Below are 24,315 nucleotides of genomic sequence, written 5' to 3' on the forward strand. Positions count from 1 at the left end.
TGAGGATCCACGTGCCCATCACCGAGCGGCCGCCGGGGCCCGGCCCGGCCCCGCGGCCACCCCTCGCCGGCTGGTTCCCTTCTCTCGCCCCCGCGGGAGGAGCCGATCCCCCGCGCCTGCGGCTGATCTGCTTCCCGTACGCGGGCGGCACCCCTTCCGTGTACCGGGGCTGGGGCGACCGGCTGGGCACGGGCGTGCAGGTCGTGCCCGTCCTGCTGCCGGGGCGCGGCCTGCGGTTGCGGGAGAGCCCCTACACGGCGATGCGGCCCCTGGCCGGTGACATCGCGGATGCCCTCGTCGAGCGTGAACTCGCCCGGGACTACGCCCTGTTCGGGCACAGCATGGGCGCGCTGCTCGCCTACGAGGTCGCCTGCGCGCTGCGCGAGCGGGGACACGCCGAACCCCGGCACCTGTTCGTGTCCGGCAGCAGGGCACCCCACCTCTACGGTGACCGCGACGACCGGTCGCTGTCCGACGCGGACCTGCGGCAGCTGGTGCGGGCCCTCGGCGGTCTCGGGGACGACCAGGTCATCGGCAGTTCCTACCTGGAGCGGCGGCTGCCCGTGCTGCGCGCCGACCTGACCGCCTGCGAGGAGTACCGGTGGACTCCGCGGGCTCCGCTGGGCTCTCCCATGACCGCGTTCTCGGCCACCCGCGACCCGATCGCCTCGCGCCCCTCCGTGGAGGCGTGGCGGACCTACACCCGCGGCTCCCTCCTGCACCACCACCTGGAGGGTGACCACTTCTTCCTGAACGGCCCGTCAAGGCAGGCACTCCTGCGCGGGATGGGCAGCGAACTCGCCCGGCTCACCGACGGGCCCGCCCCCGGCGCGACCGACCGACCCACCACTCCGAAGAGGGAACCCTCATGGATCTGCTGAGCCTGGCCAGGACCGTCAAGCACCGGGTCGAGGATCCGCTCACGGACGTGCTGACCGTCGCGAAGATCGTCGCGGACCCGCGCAACCCGGTGCTGCTGACCCTGTCGACCGTGCTGGTCAACCCGCTCTACCGGGCGGCGTTCCTCGCCTCCGCCGCGGGCTCGGGTGTCCTGCGCTGCCTGGCCGTGCGCCCGTGCGACCTGGAGAGCCTCGCCGAGTACCTGGAGATCTCCGAGGACGACCGTCCGCAGTTGCGTGCCTGGCTGGAGACCGGCGTCCGGCTCGGTGACCTGGGCAGGCGCGAGGGCTGCTACCGGCTCAGGAGCCCGGCGGCCAGGCTGCTGGCCCAGCCCGGCAACGACGCCGTGGCCGCCGCCCTCGAGGAGATCCTGCGCTTCCACGTGCCGGTGCTGCTCGACGCGCCCCGCATGCTCGGCGGCGGCCGCCGCTTCTCCCTGGAGGACCAGGACGGGACCGTCATCGCGCGTTCCTCCCTCGCGCTGCGCGGGCTGGTCCAGGCGGCCATCGACCGGACGCTTGAGCGCGAGGGCCCGGTGCGGCTGCTGGAGATCGGCTGCGGGACGGGCGCCTACGTGCGCTACGCCGCCGAGTCGAACCCGCGGCTGACCGCGGTCGCGGTCGACCTGCAGGAGGAGGTCGCCGCGCGCGCCGCCGGCAACATGGCCGCGTGGGGCCTCACCGAACGGGTGGAGACCCGCCAGGGCGATCTGCGGACACTGGATCTGCAGCCCCAGTTCGACCTGGTCACGCTGCACAACAACATCTACTACTTCCCCGAGGCCGAGCGCGTCGAGGTGCTCCGGCGGGCCCGGTCCTTCCTCGCCCCCGGTGGCCGGCTGCTGCTCACCTCGTCCTGCCAGGGCGGCGGCAACCCCGGTCTCGACGTGCTCAACCTCTGGTTCTCGTACGCCGATTTCGGCGGCCCCCTGCCCCGGGCGGACGAGCTGGTCGCGCAGCTGGAGAAGGCGGGCTTCACCGGGGTGCGGGCCACGCGGGTCGTCCCCGGCCAGCCGTTCCGCGCGTTCGTCGGCACCAACTCTGACGTCCAGAGCGCCTGACAGGCCAGGAGATCTCATCATGGAAACCCGAACCGACAGCGTCCCGGCCCCCGCGGAGCTCGCACGGTCCCCGTACGCGGACCTCGTGATCGTCCTCGGCCGTACCCCTGCCGCCGTGGAGAACGCCGGCGGCAAGGCCGCCCGGCTGGGCGAGATGACCGAAGCCGGCCTTCCGGTCCCGCCCGCCTTCTGCCTGAGCACCGGTCTGTTCGACCTCTTCCTGCGCGAGACGGGCCTCGCGGCGGAGATCCGTGCCGCCGAGGCCCGCGGCGCGGGCAGTGCGGCGATCCGCGAACTGATCGTCTCGCGGGAGATCCCCGAGCCCCTCGCCCGGACCGTCCTCGCCGCCTACGAGGACCTGGGCCGGCCACGGGTCGCCGTCCGCTCCTCGGCCTGCCGGGAGGACTCCGCCGACCAGTCGTTCGCCGGGCAGCACGACACCGTCCTGGACGTCTCGGGCGACACCGCGCTGCTGGAGGCGGTGCGGACCTGCTGGGCGTCGCTCTGGTCCGACCGGGCCGCGGCCTACCGGGACAGCGGTCCCGCGGGCTCCATCGCCGTGGTCGTGCAGGAGATGGTCCACGCCGACGTCAGCGGCGTGCTGTTCACCGTCGATCCGGTCGGCGGGCGGCCCAACCGGCTTGTCGTGGAAGCCTGCTGCGGCCTCGGGGAGGGACTGGTGTCCGGGCGCGTCTCCAGCGACTTCTTCGTCCTGGACGACCGCACCCTGGACGTGGTCGAGGAGCGCGTGCGCTACAAGGTGACCAAGTGCGCCTCCGTGACCCCCGGCACGATCGGCATGACCAAGGTGGACGCCGCCGACCGCAGCGCCCCCTGCCTGACCCGCGACCAGCTCACCGCGCTCGCCCGGCTCGCACTCGACGTCCGCGCCCACTACGGCACCGAGCAGGACGTCGAGTGGGCCATGCGGGACGGCACGCTGTACCTGCTGCAGACCAGGCCGATCACCACCCGCCCCCGTGAACAGGCGGCCGAGGAGAGGCACAGCCCCTACGTCGCACCGCAGACGGAAGCGGTGCGGCAGGGCACGCTGTGGTCCCGGATGGACATCGGCGAGATCTTCGTCGGCCTGATGTCACCGCTGGGCCTGAGCTTCGCCCGCTACTACCAGCAGCACGTGCACCGCGACTGCGCCGCGGCCCTCGGTGTCCGCGACACCGGCGACGTGGACCTGCACATGGGCTACTTCCAGGGCCACGTCTATCTGAACATCTCCTACACCGCCCACCTGCTGGGCCAGTGCCTGCCCACCCGCGACCAGCGTCACTTCACCAGCCGCTTCGTCAGCGAGGAGGCCGACCTCACCGCGTACGCCAACCCCTTCGGCACCTTCCCCGGCGGCATCGAGGACCTGCTGTCCACCCTTCACTGGGCGCGGTTCACGGGCACCGAGATGCTGACCATGAAGCACCGCGCGGAGGAGATGGTCGCCACCCGGCTGTACGAGTTCGACCGTGCGCGGCGGCTGGACCTCGCGCGGATGAGCCGCCGCGAACTCGACGCCGAACTCGCCCGCTACCTCGCCTTCTTCCATGACGCGCACGTCGGCTACATGCCCTACTACATCAACGCGTTCGGCTTCTACGGCGTCCTCACCGAGCTGTGCGGCAAGTGGCTGGGAGCCGCTGGCGACAATCTCCAGAACCGCCTCAAGACCGACATGTCCAGCCTGCGGACCGTCGCGTCCGCCCAGGAGATCTGGACGATCGCCCAGGCCGCCAAGGCCCGGCCGCGGGTGATGGGGATCATCGAGGAGACGCCGCTCGAACGCATCGCGCAGCGGCTGCGCGACGACGAGGAGGGCCGCCTCTTCTGGAACGCCGAGATGGAACCGTTCATGCGGGCCAACGGCACCCGTGGGCGGCAGGAGATGGAGCTCACCCATCCGCGCTGGATCGACGACCCCTCGTACATCTTCCAGATGATCCGCCGCTACGCCGCCGACGGTTTCTCCGTCGACGACATCATGGGACGCAGCCGGGCCCGGGCGGAGGGCGACATCTGGTCGGCGCTGGGGAAGCTGCCGCTGCCCCGGCGCAAGACGCTGGAGACGGTCATCGCGATGTACACCCTGTGCAGCGAGCTGCGCGAGACCACGCGCATGTCGATGATCACGTCGATCTGGCTGGTCAGGAACGTGGTGTACGAGGTCGGCCGCCGCCTGGTGGCGGAGGGCGTCCTGCACTCCCTGGACGAGGTCGCCCACCTCGACTTCGAGGACGTGCGCGCGTACCTGGCCGGCGGGGACACGGGACGCGAGACGTTCTCCCGCGCGAAGCTGGACGAGCGCCGGCGCGTCCACGAGTACCACAACCGGCTGCCCGAGCCGCCCCTGACGTTCATCGGCGAGCACGACCCGACCCGGTCGGTGCGGCCCGTGGCCGGTGGCACGCGCCTGGAGGGGCTGGGCTCCAGCCCGGGACGCATCGTCGGCCGCGCGCGCATCGTGGAGGACCTGGTCTGGCAGGCGGACGAGTTCCAGCCGGGAGAGATCCTGGTCACCCGCTACACCGACGCCTCCTGGACACCCCTCTTCGCGATCGCCGGCGGCGTGGTCACCGACATCGGCTCGATGCTCTCCCACAGCTCGATCGTGTCCCGCGAGTTCAACGTGCCCTCGGTGGTCAACACCAAGTACGCCACGCAGCGCATCAACACGGGCGACATGGTCGCGGTCGACGGCGACACCGGTGTCGTCGAGGTCGTCGAGGGCTGAGTGCGCGTACCGCCCATCCGCCAGTACACCGCGCCCGGTTCACCGCGGCGCGGGTGACGAGAGGAAGACAGCCAGGATGATCCCCAACCAGTGGTACCCGATCCTGCAGGTCGGTGACCTCAAGCGCGACAGGCCCACCGGCGTGCGCCGCATGGGCGAGGAACTCGTCCTGTGGCGCGACCTCGACGGCGCACTCGTGTGCCAGACGGCACGGTGCCCCCACAAGGGCGCCAACATCGGCGACGGCCGCCTCAAGGGCAACACCGTCGAATGCCCGTACCACGGCTTCCGCTTCGACGCCGAGGGCACCTGCAAGGTGGTGCCCGCGCTGGGCTCCGAGGCACGCATCCCCGCCTCGCTCAAGCTGCGGACGTACCCGGTCCGTGAGGAGCACGGCCTGGTCTGGATGTGGTGGGGCGACCAGCGGGAGGAGCTGCCGGCCATCGAGCTGCCGAGCGAGCTGGCGAGCAACCCCCGGCCCTACGAGACCATTTCGTGGACGCGTCCCCTCCACTACACGCGCTACATCGAGAGCCTTCTCGAGTTCTACCACGTGACCTTTGTGCACCGGGATCACTGGACGAACAACATCGACTACACCTTCATGTACGGCACCGCGCGCAATCTGTGGACGGACGGCCGCGACCGCTACCTCGCCGCGAACAAGATCGTGAACCACAGCGTCGAGGTCGAGGGGACCACCATCCGCTCCACGTTCGACCAGAGCGAGGAGGCCAATCCCGACAACAGCTCGCACTTCAACCTCATCTACCAGGCACCGGGACTGACCCACGTCAAGACCGGGCTCCTGGAGATCACCACCTGGCTCACGCCCATCGACGACGAGAACACCCTGGCGATCATGCGGCTGTACGAGTACCCCAGGCTGCGGACCATGGTGCCGATCAAGCAGTTGCGGCCCTGGGTGCTGCGGGCCTCGCTGCTCATGGAACGGCTCGTCCAGGACCCGCAGGACGTGGGCATCATGCTCCGCCAGGAACCCAAGGTCAGCGAGCGCGGGGTGAACAAGTTCATCGCGGTGGACGAGATGAACGCCAAGTTCCTGCAGATGCGCGACCGGCTCAAGGCGGAGGCCGAGGCCCACGCGGACACCCCGGCGAGCGAGCCGGACGGCGGCGGTGCCGCCGCCGGCGCCGGCGGCACCCGGCGGGCGAACGGCGCTCGCGGAAAGCGCACGGCCGAACCGAGGTCCGCCGGCCTGGCCAAGGCCCGCTCCTGACGGCCCTCGCGCCCGCCCCCCCCGTACCGTTCCTGAGCCCACCCCCCACCCCACCGGAAAGAGAGCGTGAAAGATGTACGGCGGGTACAGCAGATCCATCGGCCCGAAAACGCTGGTGACCTTGTGCAACGCCGCGGCCGTGGCGGCGGCCGCCTGGTTCCTCCTCGGAGGCACGGACACCGTGGCCGGCTGGTTCGGCACCCACTTCGACCATGCCGAGCCGCTCCGCCGCGGTCTGCTTCTCGCGCTCTCGGCGATCTATCTGCTCCGGTTCATCGCCACGACCTTCGTCATGCTCAAACGCAGCATGGAGTGGTCCGAGGCCGCGACCGTGGGCGTCTGGGTCGTCATCATCCACGGCACGATGGCCTTTCTGGGCGGCACCAACGCCGCGTCGGTGGGCGTGCTCGCCTGGCTCGGCGTGGTCTTCTATCTGGCCGGCTCGTACCTGAACACCGGCTCGGAGTACCAGCGCAAGGTGTGGAAGCAGGCGCCGGAGCACAAGGGCAAGCTGTACACGGAGGGCCTGTTCCGGTACTCCATGCACATCAACTACTTCGGTGACGTCGTGCTCTTCACCGGTTTCGCGCTGGTGACGGGCAGTCCGTGGGCCTTCGTCATCCCGGCGATCATGGCGTCCATGTTCGCGTTCCTGAACATCCCCATGCTCGACAAGTACCTGGCCGGGCGATACGGCGACGCCTTCGAGGAGTACTCCGGGAAGACGGCCAAGCTGGTGCCGTTCGTCTACTGAGCGCCGCCGCGGAAGAAGACCGCCGGCGGACGGGAAACGGGAGGAACGGCCCATGGACGAGGCACGTCACGAAGAGACCCCGGGCGCGCGGGAACGGGTGAGCCCGCGCGACCTGCTCATGGACGCGGTCGCCCAGGGGATGCTCGCCCTGGCCCGGGGGCGTGACGTCCTCGACCGCTGTCTCACCGAGGAGCACGGGGTCGACGACTTCGGCTTCGACCCCGAACTCACCGACGACGTCCTGCTGGCACCCCTTCGGCCCCTCTACGAGAAGTACTTCCGCGTCGACGTGGAGGGACTGGACAACGTACCGGCCGAGGGCGGCGCGCTGATCGTCGCCAACCACTCGGGGACGCTGCCGCTGGACGCGCTCATGCTGCAGGTCGCGCTGCGCGACCACCACCCCGCGCGGCGGGCGCTGCGGCTGCTCGCCGCCGACCTGGTCTTCGAACTGCCGCTGATCCGGACGCTGGCCCGCAGGGCCGGCCACACGGTCGCCTGCATGGACGGCGCGTTGCGGCTGCTGGAGCGCGGGGAGCTGGTGGGCGTGATGCCCGAGGGCTACAAGGGGCTCGGCAAACCGTTCGCCGAGAGATACCGGCTGCGCCGCTTCGGCCGGGGCGGCTTCGCGGCCGTGGCGCTGAGAACCGGGAGCCCACTGGTGCCCTGCTCCATCGTGGGGGCCGAGGAGATCTACCCGATGGTCGCGGACGCCGGCCCGCTGGCCCGCCGGCTCGGCCTGCCCTATTTTCCGGTCACGCCCACTTTCCCGCTGCTCGGCCCGCTGGGCGCCGTCCCGCTGCCGACCAAGTGGACGATCCGGTTCGGTGAGCCGATCCGGACCGACCACTACTCCTCCGAGACGCTGGAGGACCCCATGTTCGTGCACAAGATCTCGGACGAGGTCCGCGACACCATCCAGGAGACACTCACCACGATGGTCCGCGACCGGGGATCGGTCTTCCGCTAGTGCTGTGACCGGGAAGCCGCATGGCGCCGGACCACCACGCCGTGCGGTCGTCCGGTCCCTTCGTTCACGCCGGCGGGGTCGGTCGTCCGCCCTCTCGGGACCGGGCCGCGTCCTCGAGCCGCACGAACGGCGTGGCCTCTCCGACGCCGCGGTAGCCGGCCTCGCTGCCGTCCACGGGAAAGCCCATCAGCGAGCAGAGACGGCGAGCGGCTCGCGGGTGCTTCTTGGCGTACGCGGCCATGATGTCGGCGCCTTCCCCGGGCGTCAGGAAATGAGCGGTGACGGTGAAGCGCCGTCGGCCGAACTGGACGGCGGCCTCGGGCCGATGGCGCAGATTCTGATACCAGTCCGACTTCGGCCCGAAGCCCGACGCGACGATCCAGGTGCCGGCATGCGCGTCGTAGGACACCACTTCGATGACCGCCTGGCGTTGCCGACCGGACGTGCGGCCTGTGTGGTGGAGCAGGAGAAATCGTTTGCCGAGCAGGGGTCCCAGCCCCGCGCGGTACAGACGGATGGGAAGGCGGAACGCCCACCGGCGCCATCCGCTGGGCGGCGGAGTACGGCGGGGAGTGCTCTCGTGTTGCGTCATCGTTGCCTTCCTGGCTTTGTGGGCGTGTGGCCCGCGTCCACCAATGGCGATACGCCCGGGGCTCCTTCGAAAATGCAATCTTTGCACAGTATAAATAAGCTGGGGAACGGCGGAAGTTGTGAATCGGCCAAGGTTCCCGGCCAGGGCGCCCTAGAGGGTGTCCCGGTCCGGCTGCGGGGGTGCCGCGGTCAGCCCGCCCGCGTAGATGCTCAGCATTTCCGGGGACCAGCGGGTGACGCCGTCCGCGGAGAGCGGGTCCGTGCCGAGGACCTCGGTGAGGCGGTCGCGGAGCAGGAAAAGGGCGAGGTCGTTGGCGAGCAGGAACGCGGCCCGCATCGCCGGATCGCGCCCGGACGCGGCCAGCCCGGCCTTGGCGAGGGCGTCCAGCGTGGTCCTGGTCGCCTCGAAGAGCCGCTCGAACAGCAGCCGTCCGGCGTCGGAGTCGGACATCAGCAGCCGGCGCACGTAGGCGGGCAGGGGTGAGTCCTCGGGCAGGTGCCGGGCGAACGCCTCACTGAGCGAACTCGTCCCGGACACCGGGTCGAGCAGTTCCGCACCGCCGCCTCCGGTCAACTCGCCGAGCATCGCCTCGAAGAAGTCCAGGACGTATGCGTCGACCTCTTGGCGCAATCCCTGTTTCGACCCGAAGTGATGGGCGACCAGGCCGGGCGAAATGCCCGCGGCGGCGGCGATCTGCCGCACTGTCACCTTTTCGGGTCCGTCGGCGGCGAACAGGCGAAGGGCCTCGTCGCGGATGACCGCGCGAGCGGTCCGGTCGTCGCGGATTAAACGCATGTGCGGAATTCTAGGCAATTCATTATCGACCGTACAGGCATGGGCGCCGGGCGCGTTCCCGCGCGGACTCTCGCGGCGTCGACCGGAATTCAATTGGTTTACGGCGGGACGGTGTGTCCGGCCGGCCGTCGGCTCCCGGCGGTTCTTGTCCGTCGCCCACGCGGTGGGCGGTCCGTGGCGGTGTCGGGTCGGTGACGGTGTCAGGCGTGGGCCCCCGGGGGGTGCGCGCGACGGGACCTGCCGCCGGTGTGCTGCGGTGAGAAGTGGAGTCCTCAGGACCGCACAGATTCCGACAGGATCGTTGCCTGGCCCGCGCCCGCGACCTAGGGTGCAGCTGTCTCTGCAGCCACTGCGTCACCGTCGGTTGCCGGCCGAGTCGACATCAACTCTCGTATCCCAACAGCTTCCGACATCATCTGACGCACCCTCAGTACGCGCACCGCACTGTCGTCCCGAGGAAGGCCACGATCATGCCGCACCCGTCCCTCGCCGACCGGCTCGTCAGCCGCCGCCGCCTCCTCGAAGGAGGAGCCGCCGTCCTGGGCGCGCTCGCCCTGTCCACCCCGTCGGCCACCGCTCACGCGGCCGATCCGGGCGCGGCGGCGGACGGCACGCCGGAGTGGAACGGAGACATCGCCCTCTTCCAGGTGGGCACCGAGCCGCCGCACAGCACGCTGATGCCCTACGCGCACCTCGGCCAGGCGCTGGCCGCCGACCGGACCCGCTCGCCCTACCGGCTCAGCCTCGACGGGACGTGGAAGTTCGCGCACGCCGACCGCCCCGACGACCGCGACCCCGACTTCCACCGCACCGACCTGGACGACGGCGACTGGGACACCATCGCCGTCCCCTCCGCCTGGCAGCAGCAGGGCCACGACTTCCCGATCTACGTCAACATCACCTACCCCTGGTGGGGAGCGAACGGCCGCGGCGAGGAGGCCCAGCCGCCGGCCGCCCCCACCCGCTTCAACCCGGTCGGCCAGTACAGACGCACCTTCACCGTCCCGCGCCACTGGACGGGACGCCGTACCTTCCTGCACTTCGAGGGCGTCAAGTCGGCCCACTACGTATGGATCAACGGCGAACTCGTCGGCTACCACGAGGACTCGCGCACCCCGGCCGAGTACGACATCACCGCGCATCTGCGGCCCGGCGCCAACCAGATCGCGGTGGAGGTCTACCGCTTCTCCGACGGGGACTGGATGGAGGACCAGGACATGATCCGGCTGAGCGGCATCTTCCGCTCGGTCTTCCTGTACTCCACCCCCTCGGTGCATCTGCGCGACTTCAAGCTCGACACCCCGCTGAGCGACGGCTACCGGTCCGCCGAGCTGTCGGTCACCGCGAGCGTGCGCGCCTACGCGGGCGGCCACGCGGGCCGTTACACGGTCGACACCCAGCTCTACGACGCGGACGGCCACCCGGTCTGGTCCCGCCCGCTGCGGCAGAGCGCGGACCTCGCCTCCGGCGGCGAGACGACCGTACGGGCCGCCAGAAGCGTGCCCGCGCCGAAACTGTGGTCGGCCGAGCGGCCCTACCTCTACACGGCCGTGCTCCAGCTGCGCGACCCCGCGGGCAAGGTGACCGAGACCCTCTCGCACCGGGTCGGCCTGCGCGAGTTCGCCCTCAAGGACGGGCTGATGCGCATCAACGGCAGGCCCGTCTCGATCCGCGGCACCAACCGGCACGAGATGCACCCCGCCCGCGGCACCGCCCTGAGCCGCGCGGACATGGTCGAGGACATCCGCATCATCAAGCGGCTGAACATCAACTCCGTGCGCACCTCCCACTACCCGAACGACCCGGTCTGGCTCGACCTCGCCGACGAGTACGGCCTCTACCTCGTCGACGAGACCAACCTCGAGACCCATGGCGTCCGCGACCGCTACCCGGGGGACCACCCGGACTGGACGGCGGCCTGCGTGGCCCGCGCGCGGAACATGGTCCACCGCGACAAGAACCACGCCTCGGTCGTCATCTGGTCGCTGGGCAACGAGGCGGGCACCGGCAGCACCTTCGTCGCCATGCACGACTGGATCCGCGGCTACGACCCCACCCGCGTCATCCAGTACGAGGGCGACGACCGTCCCGCCATGAGCGACATCCGCTCCGCGATGTACGAGTCGCCCGCACGGATCGAGGCCCGCGCGAAGGACGCCGGCGACACCCGGCCGTACGTCATGATCGAGTACGCGCACGCGATGGGGAACTCCAACGGCAACTTCAAGGAGTACTGGGACGTCATCCGCCGCCACGACGTGCTGCAGGGCGGCTGGATCTGGGACTTCGTCGACCAGTCGCTGAGCCGCGCCACACCCGTCCGGAAGATCTTCACCGAGCGCGGGCCGGTCGGTCTGCGCGGCGAACTCCGCGATCCCAGCGGCACGTTCGACCGGGCCGAGGGCCTGTCCGGCGCGACCGTCTTCGCCCGCGACGACCGTCTGGACCTGACCGGCTCGCTCACCCTGGAGGCGTGGGCCACCCCGCACGCGACGGGCTACCACCAGCCGATCATCGCCAAGGGGGACACCCAGTACGCGCTGAAGCAGAGCGGCACGACCCTGGAGTTCTTCATCTACGGCGACGGCCAGTGGATCAGCGCGAGCTGGACGGTGCCGGACGACTGGACCGGCACCGAGCACCACCTCGCGGGCGTGTTCGACGCACAGGCCGGCACGCTGACCCTGTACGTGGACGGCGCCGTGAAGGCCACGAGGACCACCACCCGGCTCCCCGCCGTCAACACCGCGCCCCTGGCCCTCGCCAACGACGCCGACAACCCCACCCGCGAGTTCAGCGGCACCATCCGGCGGGCCCGCGTCTACGCACGTGCGCTCAGCGCGGCCGAACTGGCCGCCGACCGCGGCCCCGGTGACGACGGCGTGCGGTTCTGGTTCGACGCGGCCACCGTCGCCGTCACCGAACGGCGGCCGCGGGAGCGGACGTTCCTCTCCTACGGCGGAGACTGGGGCGACAACCCCAACGACGGAAACTTCTGCGCCAACGGCATCGTCACCGCCGACCGTGCCCACACCGGCAAGGCGGCCGAGGTCAAGCGGATCTACCAGGCCGTCAACATCACCGCGGCCTCCGGCGGCCCGGGCGCGGTGACCCTCACCAACGAGAACCTGTTCACCAACCTCCGTGCCTACGAGGGCAGATGGGCGCTCGTGGCCGACGGCAGGACCGTACGGCGCGGCACCCTCACCCGCGCCCAGCTCGACGTGCCGCCGCTGTCGGGCAAGGACGTCACCGTGCCCGTGCGCCTGCCGGCCGACCCGGCACCGGGCACCGAGTACTTCCTCGAACTCTCCTTCACCACCAGGGAACCCACGCCGTGGGCCGAGGCCGGCTTCGAGGTGGCCGCGCAGCAACTGCCGCTCGACGCGGGCGCCCCCGCGGTGACTCCCGTACCGCTGGAGAACGTGCCGGCCCTGCGGCACCACGAGAGCGACACATCCGTCACCGTCACCGGCGAGGACTTCTCCGTCACCGTGGACAGGCACAGCGGAACCATCACCTCGTACGAGGCCGCGGGCACCCGTCTGGTCACCGCCGGGCCCGTGCCCAACTTCTGGCGCGCTCCCACCGACAACGACCACGGCAACGGCCAGCACACCCGCAACCAGACCTGGCGCGACGCCGGGGAGCGCCGCAAGGTGACGGCCTTCAGCGTGCGGACGCTGCGCGACAGGGCCGTCGAGATCAAGGTGGCCGGGACGCTGCCGACCACCGTCGAGTCGGCGTACACCACCACCTACACGGTCTTCGGCAACGGCGAGATCAAGGTCGACAACACCTTCCACCCGGGCGCCCCGAGCCTGCCCTACATCCCGGAGGTCGGCACCCTGCTGTTCCTGCCGGGCCGGCTGGAGCATCTGCACTACTACGGCCGCGGCCCCGAGGAGAACCACTGGGACCGCAACGACGGCACCGACGTGGGCCTGTACTCCGGGACCGTCTCGGAGCAGTGGACGCCCTACATCCGCCCGCAGGAGAACGGCAACAAGACCGACGTCCGCTGGGCCGCCCTGACCGACGGCCGGGGCCGGGGGCTGCTGGTCTGCGGCGAACCGCTGCTGGAGGTCAACGCCTCCCACTTCACGCCGGAGGACCTGTCGCTCGCCGCCCGCCACGCGTACCAGCTCACCCCGCGCGAGGAGGTCGTCCTGCGGGTGAACCACCGGCAGATGGGCGTGGGCGGCGACAACAGCTGGGGCGCTCAGACGCACGACGCCTACAAGCTGTTCGCCGACCGCGACTACGGCTACACCTACCGGCTGCGTCCGCTGTCCGGTGTCGGCGGCGCGACGGCGGCCTCCCGGCGGCCCACGGCCGCGGAGTTCTCCGGGTGATCCGGGAGGGCGGCCCGCACCGGCGCACGCCGTGGCGTCAGCCCGCGTCCGCCGCGGAGCCGCCCTCCAGCAGGGAGCGCAGCAGTTCCTCGTCCGCGGGGCTCAGATCGGAGACGAAGCGGGCGAGGACGGTGCCGCGGTCGCCGTCCTTGTCGAGTTCGGCGTGCATCCGGCGGGCCGTGAGCCCGTGCGAGTCCTGGGCCGGGGCGTAGGCGTAGCCGCGGCCCGAGCGGGCACGGGTCACGGCCCCCTTGGCGTGCAGCCGGGTGAGGATGGTCGTCACCGTCGTGCGCGCGAGGCCGCCGCCGAGCTCCTTCTGGACCGCGCCGGGTGTGAGCGCCTTGCCCGCGGCCCACAGCGCGGCGAGTACGCTCGCTTCCAGCTCGCCGGCCGGCCGGCGGTCCGTGCGCCCGTCGACCGGCTCGTCACCGTTCCGCTCGGACATGGGAACGCTCCTCGGCTCTCGTTCGTCTACAGTGCAGTAGACGGTCTACATGACTGTAGTCGTTCGGTGCGGGCCCGCACCCGCTCCGTCCACGTCCCAGTATGAGAGGGGTCGTCTCCGTGGCAGCTGCCCACATGGCCGTGAACCTGGCGGTGAACGTCCTGGACGCCGGTTCCCTGCTGTCCGCGTTCGGCGCTCTCGGCGTCGCCGTCGTGATGTTCGCCGAGACCGGACTGCTGGTCGGCTTCTTCCTGCCCGGCGACTCCCTGCTGTTCACGGCCGGACTGCTGTGCGCCGGCGGCTCCGACGCGGCGGTGCGTCTCTCGCTCTGGCAGGTGCTGGTGGCCGCCGTGGTCGGCGCGCTCCTCGGTGCCCAGACGGGGTACTGGCTCGGGCGCCGGGGCGGCCGTGCCCTGCTGGCCCGCAGCAGGGCGAAGAAGCTGCACGAAGGCGCGGAGCGGGCCGAGCAGCTCCTCGAACGCTACGGCCACGCCAAGGCGGTGGTCCTGGCCCGCTTCGTGCCGATCGTGCGCACGGTGCTCAACCCGCTGGCCGGTGCGCTGGAAGTGCCGCCGCGGGTCTTCACGGTGTGGCAGGCGGTGGGCGGCCTGGTGTGGACGATCGGCCTGACCCTGGGCGGCTACGCGCTCGGTTCCTCGGTACCCAACGTCGACCGCTACCTGCTGCCGCTGGTCGGGCTCGTCGTCCTCGCCTCCCTGACCCCGATCGCCCTGGAGGCGCGCCGCGCCCGGGCCCGCCGCGCCTCCGAGGGGACGACCTCGCCCTGACCGGCAGGACGTGTCGGCCGCGGCACTGACCGCCCTCGCGTATGCGCCGTAATGTGGTGCCATGGCCGGCGCGACTCCTCGCGGCAGGGCCGTACGACGCGGTCCGGGCGAGCTGGAGAGCGAGATCCTCGCCACCCTGTGGGCGACGGACCGCGCCCTCACGCCGGCCGAGATCCAGGCCTGTCTGCGCGGCGGCCTCGCCTACAACACCGTGCACACGATCCTGCGGCGCCTGCACGACAAGGGCCTCGTCCTGCGGGACGCCGGCGGCCGGCGCGGCGCCTACCGCCCGGTGAAGAACGCCGCCCAGCTGACCGCCGAGGCCATGCACCGTGCCCTGGCCCGTGGGCCCGACCCGATCGCCGCGCTGCAGCACTTCGTGACCGGACTGACCTCGGCGGAGGAGGCCGCCCTGCGTGCGCTCCTGGACGAGGGCGGGGCGTGAGGCCAGGGGCGATCCGGGGCGCTCCAGCGCGGGCGAGGTAGACGTCGGATTCTCGCCAGCCCCGATGCCGCCCGTCCCCGATGCTGGAGCCATGCAGAACGGGATGCACACCGACCGGGAGCGCTGCGTGCGCGCCGTCCAGTCCAAGGACGCGCGCTTCGACGGATGGTTCTTCACGGCGGTCCTGACGACCCGCATCTACTGCCGCCCCAGCTGTCCCGCCGTCCCGCCCAAGCCCGGGAACATGACCTTCTATCCGAGCGCGGCCGCCTGCCAGCAGGCCGGCTTCCGGGCCTGCAAGCGCTGCCGCCCCGACACCAGCCCGGGCTCCCCGGAATGGAACCGGCGCGCCGACCTCGTGGCCCGCGCGATGCGCCTGATCGCCGACGGCGTCGTGGACCGCGACGGCGTCCCCGGTCTCGCCGCCCGCCTCGGCTACAGCACCCGGCAGATCGAACGCCAGCTCCTCGCCGAGCTGGGCGCCGGCCCGCTCGCGCTGGCGCGTGCCCAACGGGCCCAGACCGCCCGCCTGCTGATCGAGACGACGACGCTCCCGATGGCGGAGATCGCCTTCGCCGCCGGCTTCTCCTCGATCCGCACCTTCAACGACACCGTGCGCGAGGTCTTCGCCCTGTCGCCCAGCGAACTGCGGGCCCGGCTGCCGCGGAAGAACGCGCCGTCCGGCACGCCGGGCGCACTGACGCTCCGCCTGCCCTTCCGCACCCCGCTCAACCCCGACAACCTCTTCGGCCACCTCGCGGCCACCGCCGTACCCGGCGTGGAGGAGTGGCGGGACGGCGCCTACCGCCGCACGCTGCGCCTGCCGTACGGCCACGGCATCGTCGCCCTGGCGCCCGAGCCCGACCACATCGCCTGCCGGCTCACCCTCGGCGACCTGCGCGACCTGCCCGTCGCCATCAGCCGCTGCCGCCGCATGCTCGACCTGGACGCCGACCCGGTCGCGATCGACGACCAGCTCCGCACCGACCCCCTGCTCGCCCCGCTGGTCGACAAGGCCCCGGGGCGGCGCGTCCCGCGCACCGTGGACGAGGCGGAGTTCGCCGTACGGGCCGTGCTCGGCCAGCAGGTCTCCACGGCCGCGGCCCGCACCCACGCGGCCCGCCTCGTCACGGCGCACGGCGACCCGGTGGACGACCCCGAGGGCGGCCTCACCCACGTCTTCCCCACCCCCGGCGCGCTCGCCGCCCTCGACCCGGAGTCCCTGGCGATGCCGCGCACCCGCCGCACCACCTTCACCACTCTCGTACGTCAACTCGCCGACGGCACCCTCCACCTGGGCCCGGAGAGCGACTGGCCGGAGACCCGCGCCCGGCTCCTGGCCCTGCCCGGCTTCGGCCCGTGGACCGTCGACGTCATCGCCATGCGCGCCCTCGGCGACCCCGACGCCTTCCTCCCCACCGACCTCGGCATCCGCCGTGCCGCCCAGGAGCTGGGCCTCCCCTCCACCCCGGCGGCCCTCACGGCCCGTGCGGCGGCCTGGCGGCCCTGGCGCGCGTACGCCGTCCAGTACCTGTGGGCGACGGACAGTCATCCCATCAACTTCCTCCCGGTGTAAGGACGTTCGCCATGAGTTCCACGAAGCGGCACACGGTGGTCGCCGGTCCCTACGGCCCCCTCACCCTGGTGGCCGACGACGGTGTCCTGTGCGGCCTCTACATGACCGGCCAGCGCCACCGCCCGCCGCAGGAGACCTTCGGCGACCGCGACGACACCCTCTTCGCCGAGGCCGAGCAGCAGCTCAAGGCCTATTTCGCGGGCGAGCTGACGGAGTTCACCCTGCCACTGAGCCTGCACGGAACCCCGTTCCAGCGCGCGGTCTGGGACGAACTGCGCCGCATCCCCTACGGCGAGACCCGCTCCTACGGGCAGCTCGCCGACGCCCTCGGCAGACCGTCCGCCTCCCGCGCCGTCGGTCTCGCCAACGGCAGGAACCCGATCGGCATCATCGTGCCCTGCCACCGCGTCGTCGGCGCCGACGGCAGCCTCACGGGCTACGGCGGCGGCCTCGAACGCAAGCGGCGCCTGCTCGCCCTCGAAGGCGGAACGGCCCTGTTCTAGCCCGCCGTCTCCGTGCCCAGCTCGCGCAGCAGTGCGGGCAGCGCCGTACCGATGGGCTCGCGTACGACCTCGTCCGCGAGGTCGTCGTACGGCGTGGGCTCGGCGTTGACGATGATCAGCCGCGCCCCGTGGTCGGCGGCGACGCCCGCGAGACCGGCGGCGGGCTGCACCTGGAGGCTGCTGCCGACGGCGACGAAGACCTGGCACGCCTTGCTGACGGCGAGCGCGTCACCGAGCACCTCCGGGTCGAGGCGCTCGCCGAACATCACGGTCGCCGACTTCAGGATGCCGCCGCACTCGCGGCAGGGCGGGTCGGCCTCACCGGCGTCGACGCGCGCGAGGGCCTCCTCCATCGATCCGCGCGCATGACAGCCGGTGCACACGACACTCCGTGCGCTGCCGTGCAGTTCGAGCACCTTGCGGGCGGGCAGGCCGGCGAGCTGGTGCAGCCCGTCGACGTTCTGCGTGACGACCCTGACCGGCACGCCGGACCTCTCCAACTCGGCGACGGCCCGGTGCGCGGCGTTCGGCCGGGCATCCAGCGCCCGGCTCTCGCGCCGCATCAGCCAGGACCGCCGCCGGATCTCCGGATCGCCCATGTAGTACGCGTACGTCACGAGCTTCTCGGCCTCGGGATCCCGGCGCCACAGGCCCTGCGGGCCGCGGTAGTCGGGGATGCCGGAGTCGGTGGAGATGCCGGCGCCGCTGAGAATGGCGACGAGGGGCCTGTTCATGGGCCGAGGGTACGGGCGCTCGCCTGCTCGGAGCCACGGGATATCCGGTGGCGTGACCTGGCCGATCCCGGTGTCGTTGGCCAGGCCATGAAGAAGATCGGCGCCCTGGCGGCGCTCACCATGGTCGGTCTCACGCTCGCCACCCCGGCCCAGGCCGACGACGGCGACCACGGACGCATCAACATCGGCGGCAGGACGCTGTCCGCCAAGGGACTCTGCAAGGAGGCCACGGCCCTCGTGCCGGTGGCCGCGCCCTGGACCGCGCAGTCGGTGGACGACGCCTGCAACGACCGTGACCACAGCCGGATCCACCACGGCCACATCGACCCGGACGAGGAGCTCGCGCGGTAACGGCGGCTCAGCCCACCCTGCGGCCGTTCTCCAGCTCCGCCGTGCCCGAACCCTCCGCCAGCACGTCCAGGGCGGCCAGGACACGGTGGCCGAGGGTGCCGAGCAGGAAGTCGCCGAGGTCCTCGCGGCCCACCAGCCGCCAGGACAGCAGCTCTTCCTCCTGCAGACGGATCGCCTTGACGTCCTCCTCGCCGAGGACACCGCCGTCGTAGAGGTACGCCACCAGCGGCGGCCAGCCCGGCCGGTACACCCAGTCCACCGCGAGCAGCCGCCCCGGCTCGCGGTCGAGGCCGATCTCCTCCAGCGTCTCGCGGCGCGCGCCCTGGCGCGGGCTCTCGCCGTCGTCCGACTCGATCGTGCCGCCCGGAAGGGCCCAGCCCTCACGGTAGTTGGGCTCGACCAGCAGCACCCGGCCCTCGGCGTCGCGGAAGAGGGCGGCGGCTCCGGCGAGGACACGGGGGAGACCGGCGATGTACGTGGCGAAGTCTGGAGTGGAGGTCATCCAGGAAGGGTAACCAGGCGGAGCACGCCCTAGGCCTGCCCTAGGCCTCCGTCCCCGCCAGCTGCAGCGTCCGCTCCGCCAGCTCGCTGATGCGCGACCCGTCGAAGCCGAACACCGCGCTGCGGACGGTGTCCTCCAGGGGCTGCGTCCACTGCTCCGGGATGGCGTCCGCCCCCGTCAGCACGCCGGCCACCGAGCCCGCGGTCGCGCCGTTGGAGTCGGTGTCCAGACCACCGCGGACGGTGAGGGCGATGGTGCGGGTGAAGTCGCCGTCGCCGTACAGGAGGCCCGCGGTGATGACCGCCGCGTTCGGGATCGTGTGGATCCAGCCGAGCCCGGCGGTCTCCTCCGAGACCGTCGCCAGGGTGTCCTCCCAGGTCATCCGGGTGTCGTGGAGCGAGACGACACGGCGCACCGTACGCGCGAGCCGGCTGCTCGCCGGGATCACGGCCAGCGCCTGGTCCATCGCGTGCCGCACGGTCGGCGCCGTGAACGCCGCCGCGATCAGCGCCGCCGCCCACATCGCGCCGTACACCCCGTTGCCGGTGTGCGACAGCACCGCGTCCCGGCGGGCCAGGGAGGCGGCCCGGCGCGGGAGGCCGGGGCACGTCCAGCCGTAGATGTCGGCGCGGATCAGGGCGCCGATCCACTCCTGGTACGGGTTGTCGTACGTGGCCGTCAGCGGCGGCTTGATCCCGTTGGCGAGGTTGCGGTAGGCCGCCCGTTCCGCCGTGAAGGTCTGCAGATAGGGCAGCCGCAGCAGCCACAGCTCCCCGACCTGCTCGGTGCTGAAGCCGAAGCCGTGGGTCTCCAGCAGATCCAGGCCGAGGATCGCGTAGTCGACGTCGTCGTCGCGGCAGCTGCCGTGGATGCGCCCGCGGACGCACTGGCGCCACTCGGGGCGCAGCTCGAAGCCCTCGCTCTCGACGGCGGGTTCGGGGAGGTAGTCGGTCAGGGGCAGGGCGGCTGCCTGCCGCAGATAGCGGTCGATGCGATCGCGCGTCCACAGGTCGCCCTGCTCGACCGGCTTGCCGAGCATGTTGCCCGCGATCCGGCCGAGCCAGCCCCCGAGGATGCGGTCGGCGAGCTCTGGCTCAGTGCCCACAAGGGTCATAGCTCATGGTCTACCCGATTCCCGACCCGGCCGCCCGCCCGTCGCGCACGGAGGCACCGGCGGCCGCCGGGCGTGTCCCACGGGCCGGGCGGAGCATGACGGAGGGGGCTTCCTCCGGTTATGGTCGCAGCGGCGCGACTGGCCTTGACACGTGCGGGGCCCGGAGAGCAAGGGGAAGACAAGGTGGCGGACGCTGCAGGTAGGGGTGCCCGGAGGGTGCTCATCGCCGCGGACAAGTTCAAGGGGTCGCTGACGGCCGTGCAGGTCGCGGAGCGGGTGACGGCCGGGCTGCGCCGGGTCGTGCCGGACCTCCCGGTGGAGGCCCTGCCGGTGGCCGACGGCGGCGACGGGACCGTGGACGCGGCGGTCGCGGCCGGTTTCGAGCGGCGCGAGGTGCGCGTCGCGGGACCGCTCGGGGACGAGGTCACGGCGGCGTTCGCGCTGCGCGGCGGCACCGCGGTCGTGGAGATGGCGGAGGCGAGCGGGCTCCAGCGGCTGCCGGCCGGCGTCTTCGCACCGCTCACGGCGTCCACGTACGGCTCCGGCGAACTGCTGCGCGCCGCGCTGGACGCGGGCGTGCGGACCATCGTGTTCGGAGTGGGCGGCAGCGCGACCACCGACGGCGGCGCCGGGATGCTGTCCGCGCTCGGCGCGCGGTTCCTGGACGCGGACGGGGAGCCGGTGCCACCGGGCGGCGGCGGCCTCGGCGAGCTGGTCCTGGCCGACCTCTCGGATCTGGACCCGCGCCTCGGCTCCGTCGACCTGGTCCTGGCCAGCGACGTCGACAACCCGCTGACCGGCCCGAAGGGCGCGCCCGCCGTCTACGGCCCGCAGAAGGGCGCCTCCCCGGACGACGTGGAGACCCTCGACTCCGCCCTCGCGCACTACGCGAAGGTGCTGGAGCGGACGGCCGGGGCGAAGGCGGCGGAGTTCGCGGCGGCCCCGGGGGCGGGCGCGGCCGGCGGCATCGGCTACGGCGCACTCCTCCTCGGCGCCCGGTTTCGGCCCGGCATCGAGGTCATGCTCGAGGTGCTGGGCTTCGCGCCCGCGCTGGAGTGGGCGGACCTGGTGATCACCGGCGAGGGTTCCCTGGACGAGCAGACCCTGCACGGCAAGGCGCCCGCGGGCGTGGCCGCCGCGGCCCGCGCCGCGGACAAGGAGGTCGTCGCCGTCTGCGGCCGTGTCGCCCTGCCGCCGGAGGCACTCGGCCGCGCGGGCATCCGCCGCGCCTACCCGCTGACGGAGCTGGAGCCGGACGTGGCGAAGTGCATCGCGGACGCGGGCCCGATCCTGGAGCGGCTGGCGGAGCAGATCGCGCGCGACTTCCTCGCCTGAGGGCGCGGGGCGGCCGCCGTCCAGGACTTCAGCGACCCGGCGGCCGCCTCGTCCCGCGAGAGCGTCGGCCTTCGGCCGGACAAGAGCGCCACCGGCGGCATGAGGGTGGTCCGCCCGGCGGAGGCGTCGCAGCCGGCCCGGACGTACACCCCGCAGCCCTGAGGCATCGCGAACGGGCGAGGGGGCCCGGACCTGTCGGTCCGGGCCCCCTCGGGAGCGTCACGGCGGGGCCTACGGCAGCTGGGCCGCCCGTGCCTCACGCCGGTTGCCGCGGAAGTTGTTCACCCGGCGGGCCGTGGCGAACAGCGGGATCACCGCGCCGGTGACCAGTTGCAGCGCGCAGCCCGTCTGGAGCAGCAGCTGACCGCTCGGGGCGTCGAAGGCCCAGGCGGCCAGGAGCCCCATCGACACGACGATCCAGGACAGCATCGCCACCGCGAGGCGGCCCCGCGGCTTCGGGTACTCGACCCGGCTCACCATCAGCCAGGCCGTGCCCACGATCGCCAGCAGCGTCGCCACGAAGGGCAGCTCCAGCAGCACGATCGAGACGACCGTCAGGGCCCCGAACGGCGACGGCATGCCCTGGAACATGCCGTTCGGCACCGTCACGCAGGAGAAGCGCGCCAGCCGCAGCACGACCGCCAGGAGCACCACGATTGCCCCGACGGCGGCCATCCGCTGGTGCGCGTCGTCCGCGACCATGCCGTACACGAGGACGAAGTACGCCGGCGCCAGACCGAAGCTGATCAGGTCCGAGAGGTTGTCCAGCTCCGCACCCATGGGGGAGGAGCGCAGCTTGCGTGCCACCAGCCCGTCGAACAGGTCGAAGACCGCCGCGCACAGCATCAGGATGACCGCGGTGGCCGCGCTGTGGCGGGCCATGCCGGTCTCCTGGTCGCCGGTGAGGTGCGGGATCAGGATGCCGGTGGTGGTGAAGTACACCGCCATGAAGCCGCACGTGGCGTTGCCGAGGGTGAGGGTGTCCGCTATCGACAGGCGCAGAGAGAGGGGCATCTCCTCCTCTTCGTCCACCTCGTCCGCCTCGGGCACCCAGCCCGCCTGGGTCTCAGGATCAATCACGGTCAATGCGAGTCACCCCAGCCACGGTCTTCTGACCGACCTCGACCGCGACCTCCACGCCCTCGGGCAGGTAGATGTCGACGCGCGAGCCGAAGCGGATCAGCCCGATGCGGTCACCCTGCTCGACCTTCGTGCCCTGCGGGATGTAGGGGACGATGCGGCGGGCCACCGCACCGGCGATCTGGATCATCTCGATGTCGCCGAGTTCGGTGTCGAAATGCCAGACTACGCGCTCGTTGTTCTCGCTCTCCTTGTTGAACGCCGGTACGAACCCGCCGGGGATGTGCTCGACCGACGTCACCGTGCCGGAGAGCGGCGCGCGGTTGACGTGGACGTTGAGCGGGCTCATGAAGATCGCGACGCGGGTGCGGCCGTCCTTCCACGGCATGATGCTCTGCACCACACCGTCGGCGGGGGAGATGACCCGGCCCTGGGCGATCTCGCGCTCAGGGTCGCGGAAGAACCACAGCATGCCCGCCGCGAGTGCGGTGGCGGGCACGGCCACGGCCTTGGCGGCGCCGGAGCGGCGTGCGCGGGCCAGGCTGAGGGCTGCGGTGGCGACGGTCGGGAGAAGCCACGGCGATGCTCCGCGCGCGAGGCGTACGCCGGCCCGGCTGTCGCTTGGTGCAGAGGTTTGGCTGTGGGGCATGGATGACCTTCGTAGCGGATGATGCCGCGCAGTAACGGGGGACGGCGGCTTTCCCGGGATCGTACCGGTCGCGGACCACAACTGGGCAAGCCAGGAAGCCGAGTCGGAGGCCGAAGAAGGATGACGGGGTGTGATCTTCTTCCCCAAGAAAACACCCCGTATCCGGACATCTAGCCCTGGAATCGATACTCTTCGAGCAGCCTGCGACCGATGATCATTTTCTGGATTTCGGCGGTACCTTCGCCGATCAGCAGCATCGGGGCCTCACGGTAGAGGCGCTCGATCTCGTACTCCTTGGAGAAGCCGTAGCCGCCGTGGATCCGGAAGGAGTCCTCCACGACCTCCTTGCAGTACTCGGAGGCGAGGTACTTCGCCATCCCGGCCTCGAGGTCGTTTCGCTGTCCGGAGTCCTTTTTGCGTGCCGCGTTCACCATCATCGCATGGGCGGCCTCGACCTTGGTGGCCATCTCCGCCAGCTTGAACTGAATGGCCTGGTGCTGGGCGATCGCCTTGCCGAAAGTGTGGCGCTGCTGGGCGTACTGGACGCCGAGCTCGAAGGCACGCTGAGCGACGCCGCAGCCACGCGCCGCCACGTTGACGCGGCCGACCTCGACGCCGTCCATCATTTGGTAAAAACCTCGGCCGGTGGTGCCGCCGAGCACCCGATCGGCGGGAAGGCGCAGGCCATCCATGATCAGCTCGGTGGTGTCGACGCCCTTGTAGCCCATCTTGTCGATCTTCCCGGGGATGGTGAGGCCGGGGCGGACCTCTCCGAAGCCGGGCTCCTTCTCGATCAGGAAGGTGGTCATCGACTTGTGGGGCTTCGCGGCCGCCTCCTCGGGGGAGTGTCCTTCGTCACTTCGGACGAGAACGGCGACCAGGCTTGACGTTCCGCCGTTCGTCAGCCACATCTTCTGGCCGTTCAGGACGTACTCGTCGCCGTCCCTGACCGCCTTGGAGCTGATCGCCGAGACGTCCGAGCCGAGTGCGGGCTCCGACATGGAGAAGGCGCCGCGGATGTCGCCGGCCGCCATGCGCGGCAGGAAGTGGTCCTTCTGCTCCTGCGTGCCGTGCTGCTTGAGCATGTACGCCACGATGAAGTGGGTGTTGATGATCCCGGAGACCGACATCCAGCCGCGGGCGATCTCCTCGACGCACAGGGCGTAGGTGAGGAGCGACTCGCCCAGGCCCCCGTACTCCTCCGGGATCATCAGGCCGAACAGGCCCAGTTCCCTGAGGCCGTCGACGATGCTCTGCGGGTACTCGTCGCGGTGCTCCAGCTCGGTGGCGACCGGGATGATCTCCTTGTCCACGAAGTCGCGGACGGTGGAGATGATCTCCTGCTGGACGTCGGTCAGACCGGCGGTCTGGGCGAGGCGTGCCATGGGGC

22 protein-coding genes are annotated in these 24,315 nt (G+C 71.5%); 13 read left to right on the forward strand and 9 right to left on the reverse strand.

Annotated elements, in window-relative coordinates; translation table 11 throughout:
• Window positions 1–11 precede the first annotated feature (11 nt).
• The 6 genes from ACIRPX_RS13970 (at window position 12) to ACIRPX_RS13995 (ending at window position 7,661) form a co-directional block, all read left to right on the forward strand.
• Window positions 12–881, forward strand: coding sequence for a thioesterase II family protein (locus ACIRPX_RS13970; RefSeq protein ID WP_404193014.1), 870 nt, complete (start codon window positions 12–14; stop codon window positions 879–881).
• Window positions 869–1,960 (forward strand): SAM-dependent methyltransferase, encoded by a 1,092-nt coding sequence (locus ACIRPX_RS13975; protein WP_404193017.1) that lies wholly within the window; start codon window positions 869–871, stop codon window positions 1,958–1,960. The genes ACIRPX_RS13970 and ACIRPX_RS13975 overlap by 13 nt, the downstream gene beginning before the upstream one ends.
• Before the next feature lie 19 nt (window positions 1,961–1,979).
• On the forward strand, window positions 1,980–4,697 hold the full coding sequence (locus ACIRPX_RS13980; protein ID WP_404193019.1) for a PEP/pyruvate-binding domain-containing protein: 2,718 nt from the start codon (window positions 1,980–1,982) through the stop codon (window positions 4,695–4,697).
• A gap of 76 nt (window positions 4,698–4,773) precedes the next feature.
• On the forward strand, window positions 4,774–5,937 hold the full coding sequence (locus ACIRPX_RS13985) for a Rieske 2Fe-2S domain-containing protein (RefSeq protein ID WP_404193022.1): 1,164 nt from the start codon (window positions 4,774–4,776) through the stop codon (window positions 5,935–5,937).
• Window positions 5,938–6,010: 73 nt separating this feature from the next.
• Complete coding sequence (locus tag ACIRPX_RS13990; RefSeq protein ID WP_404193025.1) at window positions 6,011–6,691, forward strand: DUF1295 domain-containing protein; 681 nt, start codon at window positions 6,011–6,013, stop codon at window positions 6,689–6,691.
• A gap of 52 nt (window positions 6,692–6,743) precedes the next feature.
• Window positions 6,744–7,661, forward strand: a complete 918-nt coding sequence (locus ACIRPX_RS13995; RefSeq protein ID WP_404193028.1) for a lysophospholipid acyltransferase family protein — start codon at window positions 6,744–6,746, stop codon at window positions 7,659–7,661.
• Window positions 7,662–7,725: 64 nt separating this feature from the next.
• On the opposite strand, the gene ACIRPX_RS14000 is transcribed toward ACIRPX_RS13995, so the two are convergent.
• Both ACIRPX_RS14000 and ACIRPX_RS14005 read right to left on the reverse strand, forming a co-directional pair.
• Window positions 7,726–8,253, reverse strand: coding sequence for a nitroreductase family deazaflavin-dependent oxidoreductase (locus ACIRPX_RS14000; protein ID WP_404193030.1), 528 nt, complete (start codon window positions 8,251–8,253; stop codon window positions 7,726–7,728).
• A 150-nt stretch (window positions 8,254–8,403) separates the two neighbouring features.
• Window positions 8,404–9,048 carry a TetR/AcrR family transcriptional regulator gene (locus ACIRPX_RS14005; protein WP_404193032.1) on the reverse strand — a complete coding sequence of 215 codons (645 nt, stop codon included), beginning with the start codon at window positions 9,046–9,048 and terminating at the stop codon, window positions 8,404–8,406.
• A 470-nt stretch (window positions 9,049–9,518) separates the two neighbouring features.
• Between ACIRPX_RS14005 and ACIRPX_RS14010 the strand changes: the two genes are divergently transcribed.
• Window positions 9,519–13,403, forward strand: a complete 3,885-nt coding sequence (locus ACIRPX_RS14010; protein ID WP_404193034.1) for a glycoside hydrolase family 2 TIM barrel-domain containing protein — start codon at window positions 9,519–9,521, stop codon at window positions 13,401–13,403.
• A 37-nt stretch (window positions 13,404–13,440) separates the two neighbouring features.
• Here the strand turns inward: ACIRPX_RS14010 and ACIRPX_RS14015 are convergent, their stop codons facing one another.
• The gene (locus ACIRPX_RS14015) at window positions 13,441–13,848 is read right to left on the reverse strand and encodes a BlaI/MecI/CopY family transcriptional regulator (RefSeq protein ID WP_404193036.1); all 408 of its coding nucleotides are present in this window, start codon (window positions 13,846–13,848) and stop codon (window positions 13,441–13,443) included.
• A gap of 134 nt (window positions 13,849–13,982) precedes the next feature.
• On the opposite strand from ACIRPX_RS14015, the gene ACIRPX_RS14020 reads away from it, so the two are divergent.
• The 4 genes from ACIRPX_RS14020 to ACIRPX_RS14035 all read left to right on the forward strand — a co-directional run bounded on the left by ACIRPX_RS14020 (window position 13,983) and on the right by ACIRPX_RS14035 (window position 17,160).
• The gene (locus ACIRPX_RS14020) at window positions 13,983–14,636 is read left to right on the forward strand and encodes a DedA family protein (RefSeq protein WP_404193615.1); all 654 of its coding nucleotides are present in this window, start codon (window positions 13,983–13,985) and stop codon (window positions 14,634–14,636) included.
• A gap of 61 nt (window positions 14,637–14,697) precedes the next feature.
• A complete protein-coding gene (locus ACIRPX_RS14025; RefSeq protein WP_404193040.1) occupies window positions 14,698–15,081 on the forward strand; it encodes a BlaI/MecI/CopY family transcriptional regulator in 384 nt (127 codons plus the stop codon).
• 91 nt (window positions 15,082–15,172) lie between these two features.
• On the forward strand, window positions 15,173–16,657 hold the full coding sequence (locus ACIRPX_RS14030; RefSeq protein WP_404193043.1) for a DNA-3-methyladenine glycosylase 2 family protein: 1,485 nt from the start codon (window positions 15,173–15,175) through the stop codon (window positions 16,655–16,657).
• Window positions 16,658–16,668: 11 nt separating this feature from the next.
• Complete coding sequence (locus ACIRPX_RS14035) at window positions 16,669–17,160, forward strand: methylated-DNA--[protein]-cysteine S-methyltransferase (RefSeq protein WP_404193046.1); 492 nt, start codon at window positions 16,669–16,671, stop codon at window positions 17,158–17,160.
• On the opposite strand, the gene ACIRPX_RS14040 is transcribed toward ACIRPX_RS14035, so the two are convergent.
• Window positions 17,157–17,894 (reverse strand): SIR2 family NAD-dependent protein deacylase, encoded by a 738-nt coding sequence (locus ACIRPX_RS14040; RefSeq protein ID WP_404193050.1) that lies wholly within the window; start codon window positions 17,892–17,894, stop codon window positions 17,157–17,159. The genes ACIRPX_RS14035 and ACIRPX_RS14040 overlap by 4 nt on opposite strands.
• An 87-nt stretch (window positions 17,895–17,981) precedes the next feature.
• On the opposite strand from ACIRPX_RS14040, the gene ACIRPX_RS14045 reads away from it, so the two are divergent.
• Window positions 17,982–18,245, forward strand: coding sequence for a hypothetical protein (locus ACIRPX_RS14045; protein ID WP_404193053.1), 264 nt, complete (start codon window positions 17,982–17,984; stop codon window positions 18,243–18,245).
• A gap of 7 nt (window positions 18,246–18,252) precedes the next feature.
• Here the strand turns inward: ACIRPX_RS14045 and ACIRPX_RS14050 are convergent, their stop codons facing one another.
• Both ACIRPX_RS14050 and ACIRPX_RS14055 read right to left on the reverse strand, forming a co-directional pair.
• The gene (locus ACIRPX_RS14050; RefSeq protein ID WP_404193056.1) at window positions 18,253–18,747 is read right to left on the reverse strand and encodes an NUDIX domain-containing protein; all 495 of its coding nucleotides are present in this window, start codon (window positions 18,745–18,747) and stop codon (window positions 18,253–18,255) included.
• A 40-nt stretch (window positions 18,748–18,787) separates the two neighbouring features.
• Window positions 18,788–19,861 (reverse strand): ADP-ribosylglycohydrolase family protein, encoded by a 1,074-nt coding sequence (locus tag ACIRPX_RS14055; RefSeq protein ID WP_404193059.1) that lies wholly within the window; start codon window positions 19,859–19,861, stop codon window positions 18,788–18,790.
• A gap of 216 nt (window positions 19,862–20,077) precedes the next feature.
• On the opposite strand from ACIRPX_RS14055, the gene ACIRPX_RS14060 reads away from it, so the two are divergent.
• A complete protein-coding gene (locus tag ACIRPX_RS14060) occupies window positions 20,078–21,196 on the forward strand; it encodes a glycerate kinase (RefSeq protein WP_404193062.1) in 1,119 nt (372 codons plus the stop codon).
• A 231-nt stretch (window positions 21,197–21,427) separates the two neighbouring features.
• Here ACIRPX_RS14060 and pssA read toward each other — a convergent pair whose 3' ends face one another.
• The 3 genes from pssA to ACIRPX_RS14075 all read right to left on the reverse strand — a co-directional run bounded on the left by pssA (window position 21,428) and on the right by ACIRPX_RS14075 (window position 24,310).
• Window positions 21,428–22,282 carry a CDP-diacylglycerol--serine O-phosphatidyltransferase gene (gene pssA / locus ACIRPX_RS14065; RefSeq protein ID WP_384260052.1) on the reverse strand — a complete coding sequence of 285 codons (855 nt, stop codon included), beginning with the start codon at window positions 22,280–22,282 and terminating at the stop codon, window positions 21,428–21,430.
• Window positions 22,269–22,925, reverse strand: a complete 657-nt coding sequence (locus tag ACIRPX_RS14070) for a phosphatidylserine decarboxylase (RefSeq protein ID WP_384260222.1) — start codon at window positions 22,923–22,925, stop codon at window positions 22,269–22,271. Before ACIRPX_RS14070 ends, pssA begins: the two co-directional genes overlap by 14 nt.
• A 170-nt stretch (window positions 22,926–23,095) precedes the next feature.
• On the reverse strand, window positions 23,096–24,310 hold the full coding sequence (locus ACIRPX_RS14075; protein WP_404193065.1) for an acyl-CoA dehydrogenase family protein: 1,215 nt from the start codon (window positions 24,308–24,310) through the stop codon (window positions 23,096–23,098).
• Window positions 24,311–24,315: the final 5 nt, after the last annotated feature.

This window comes from Streptomyces sp. NPDC101225 (assembly GCF_044767585.1).
Lineage (GTDB): Bacteria > Actinomycetota > Actinomycetes > Streptomycetales > Streptomycetaceae > Streptomyces.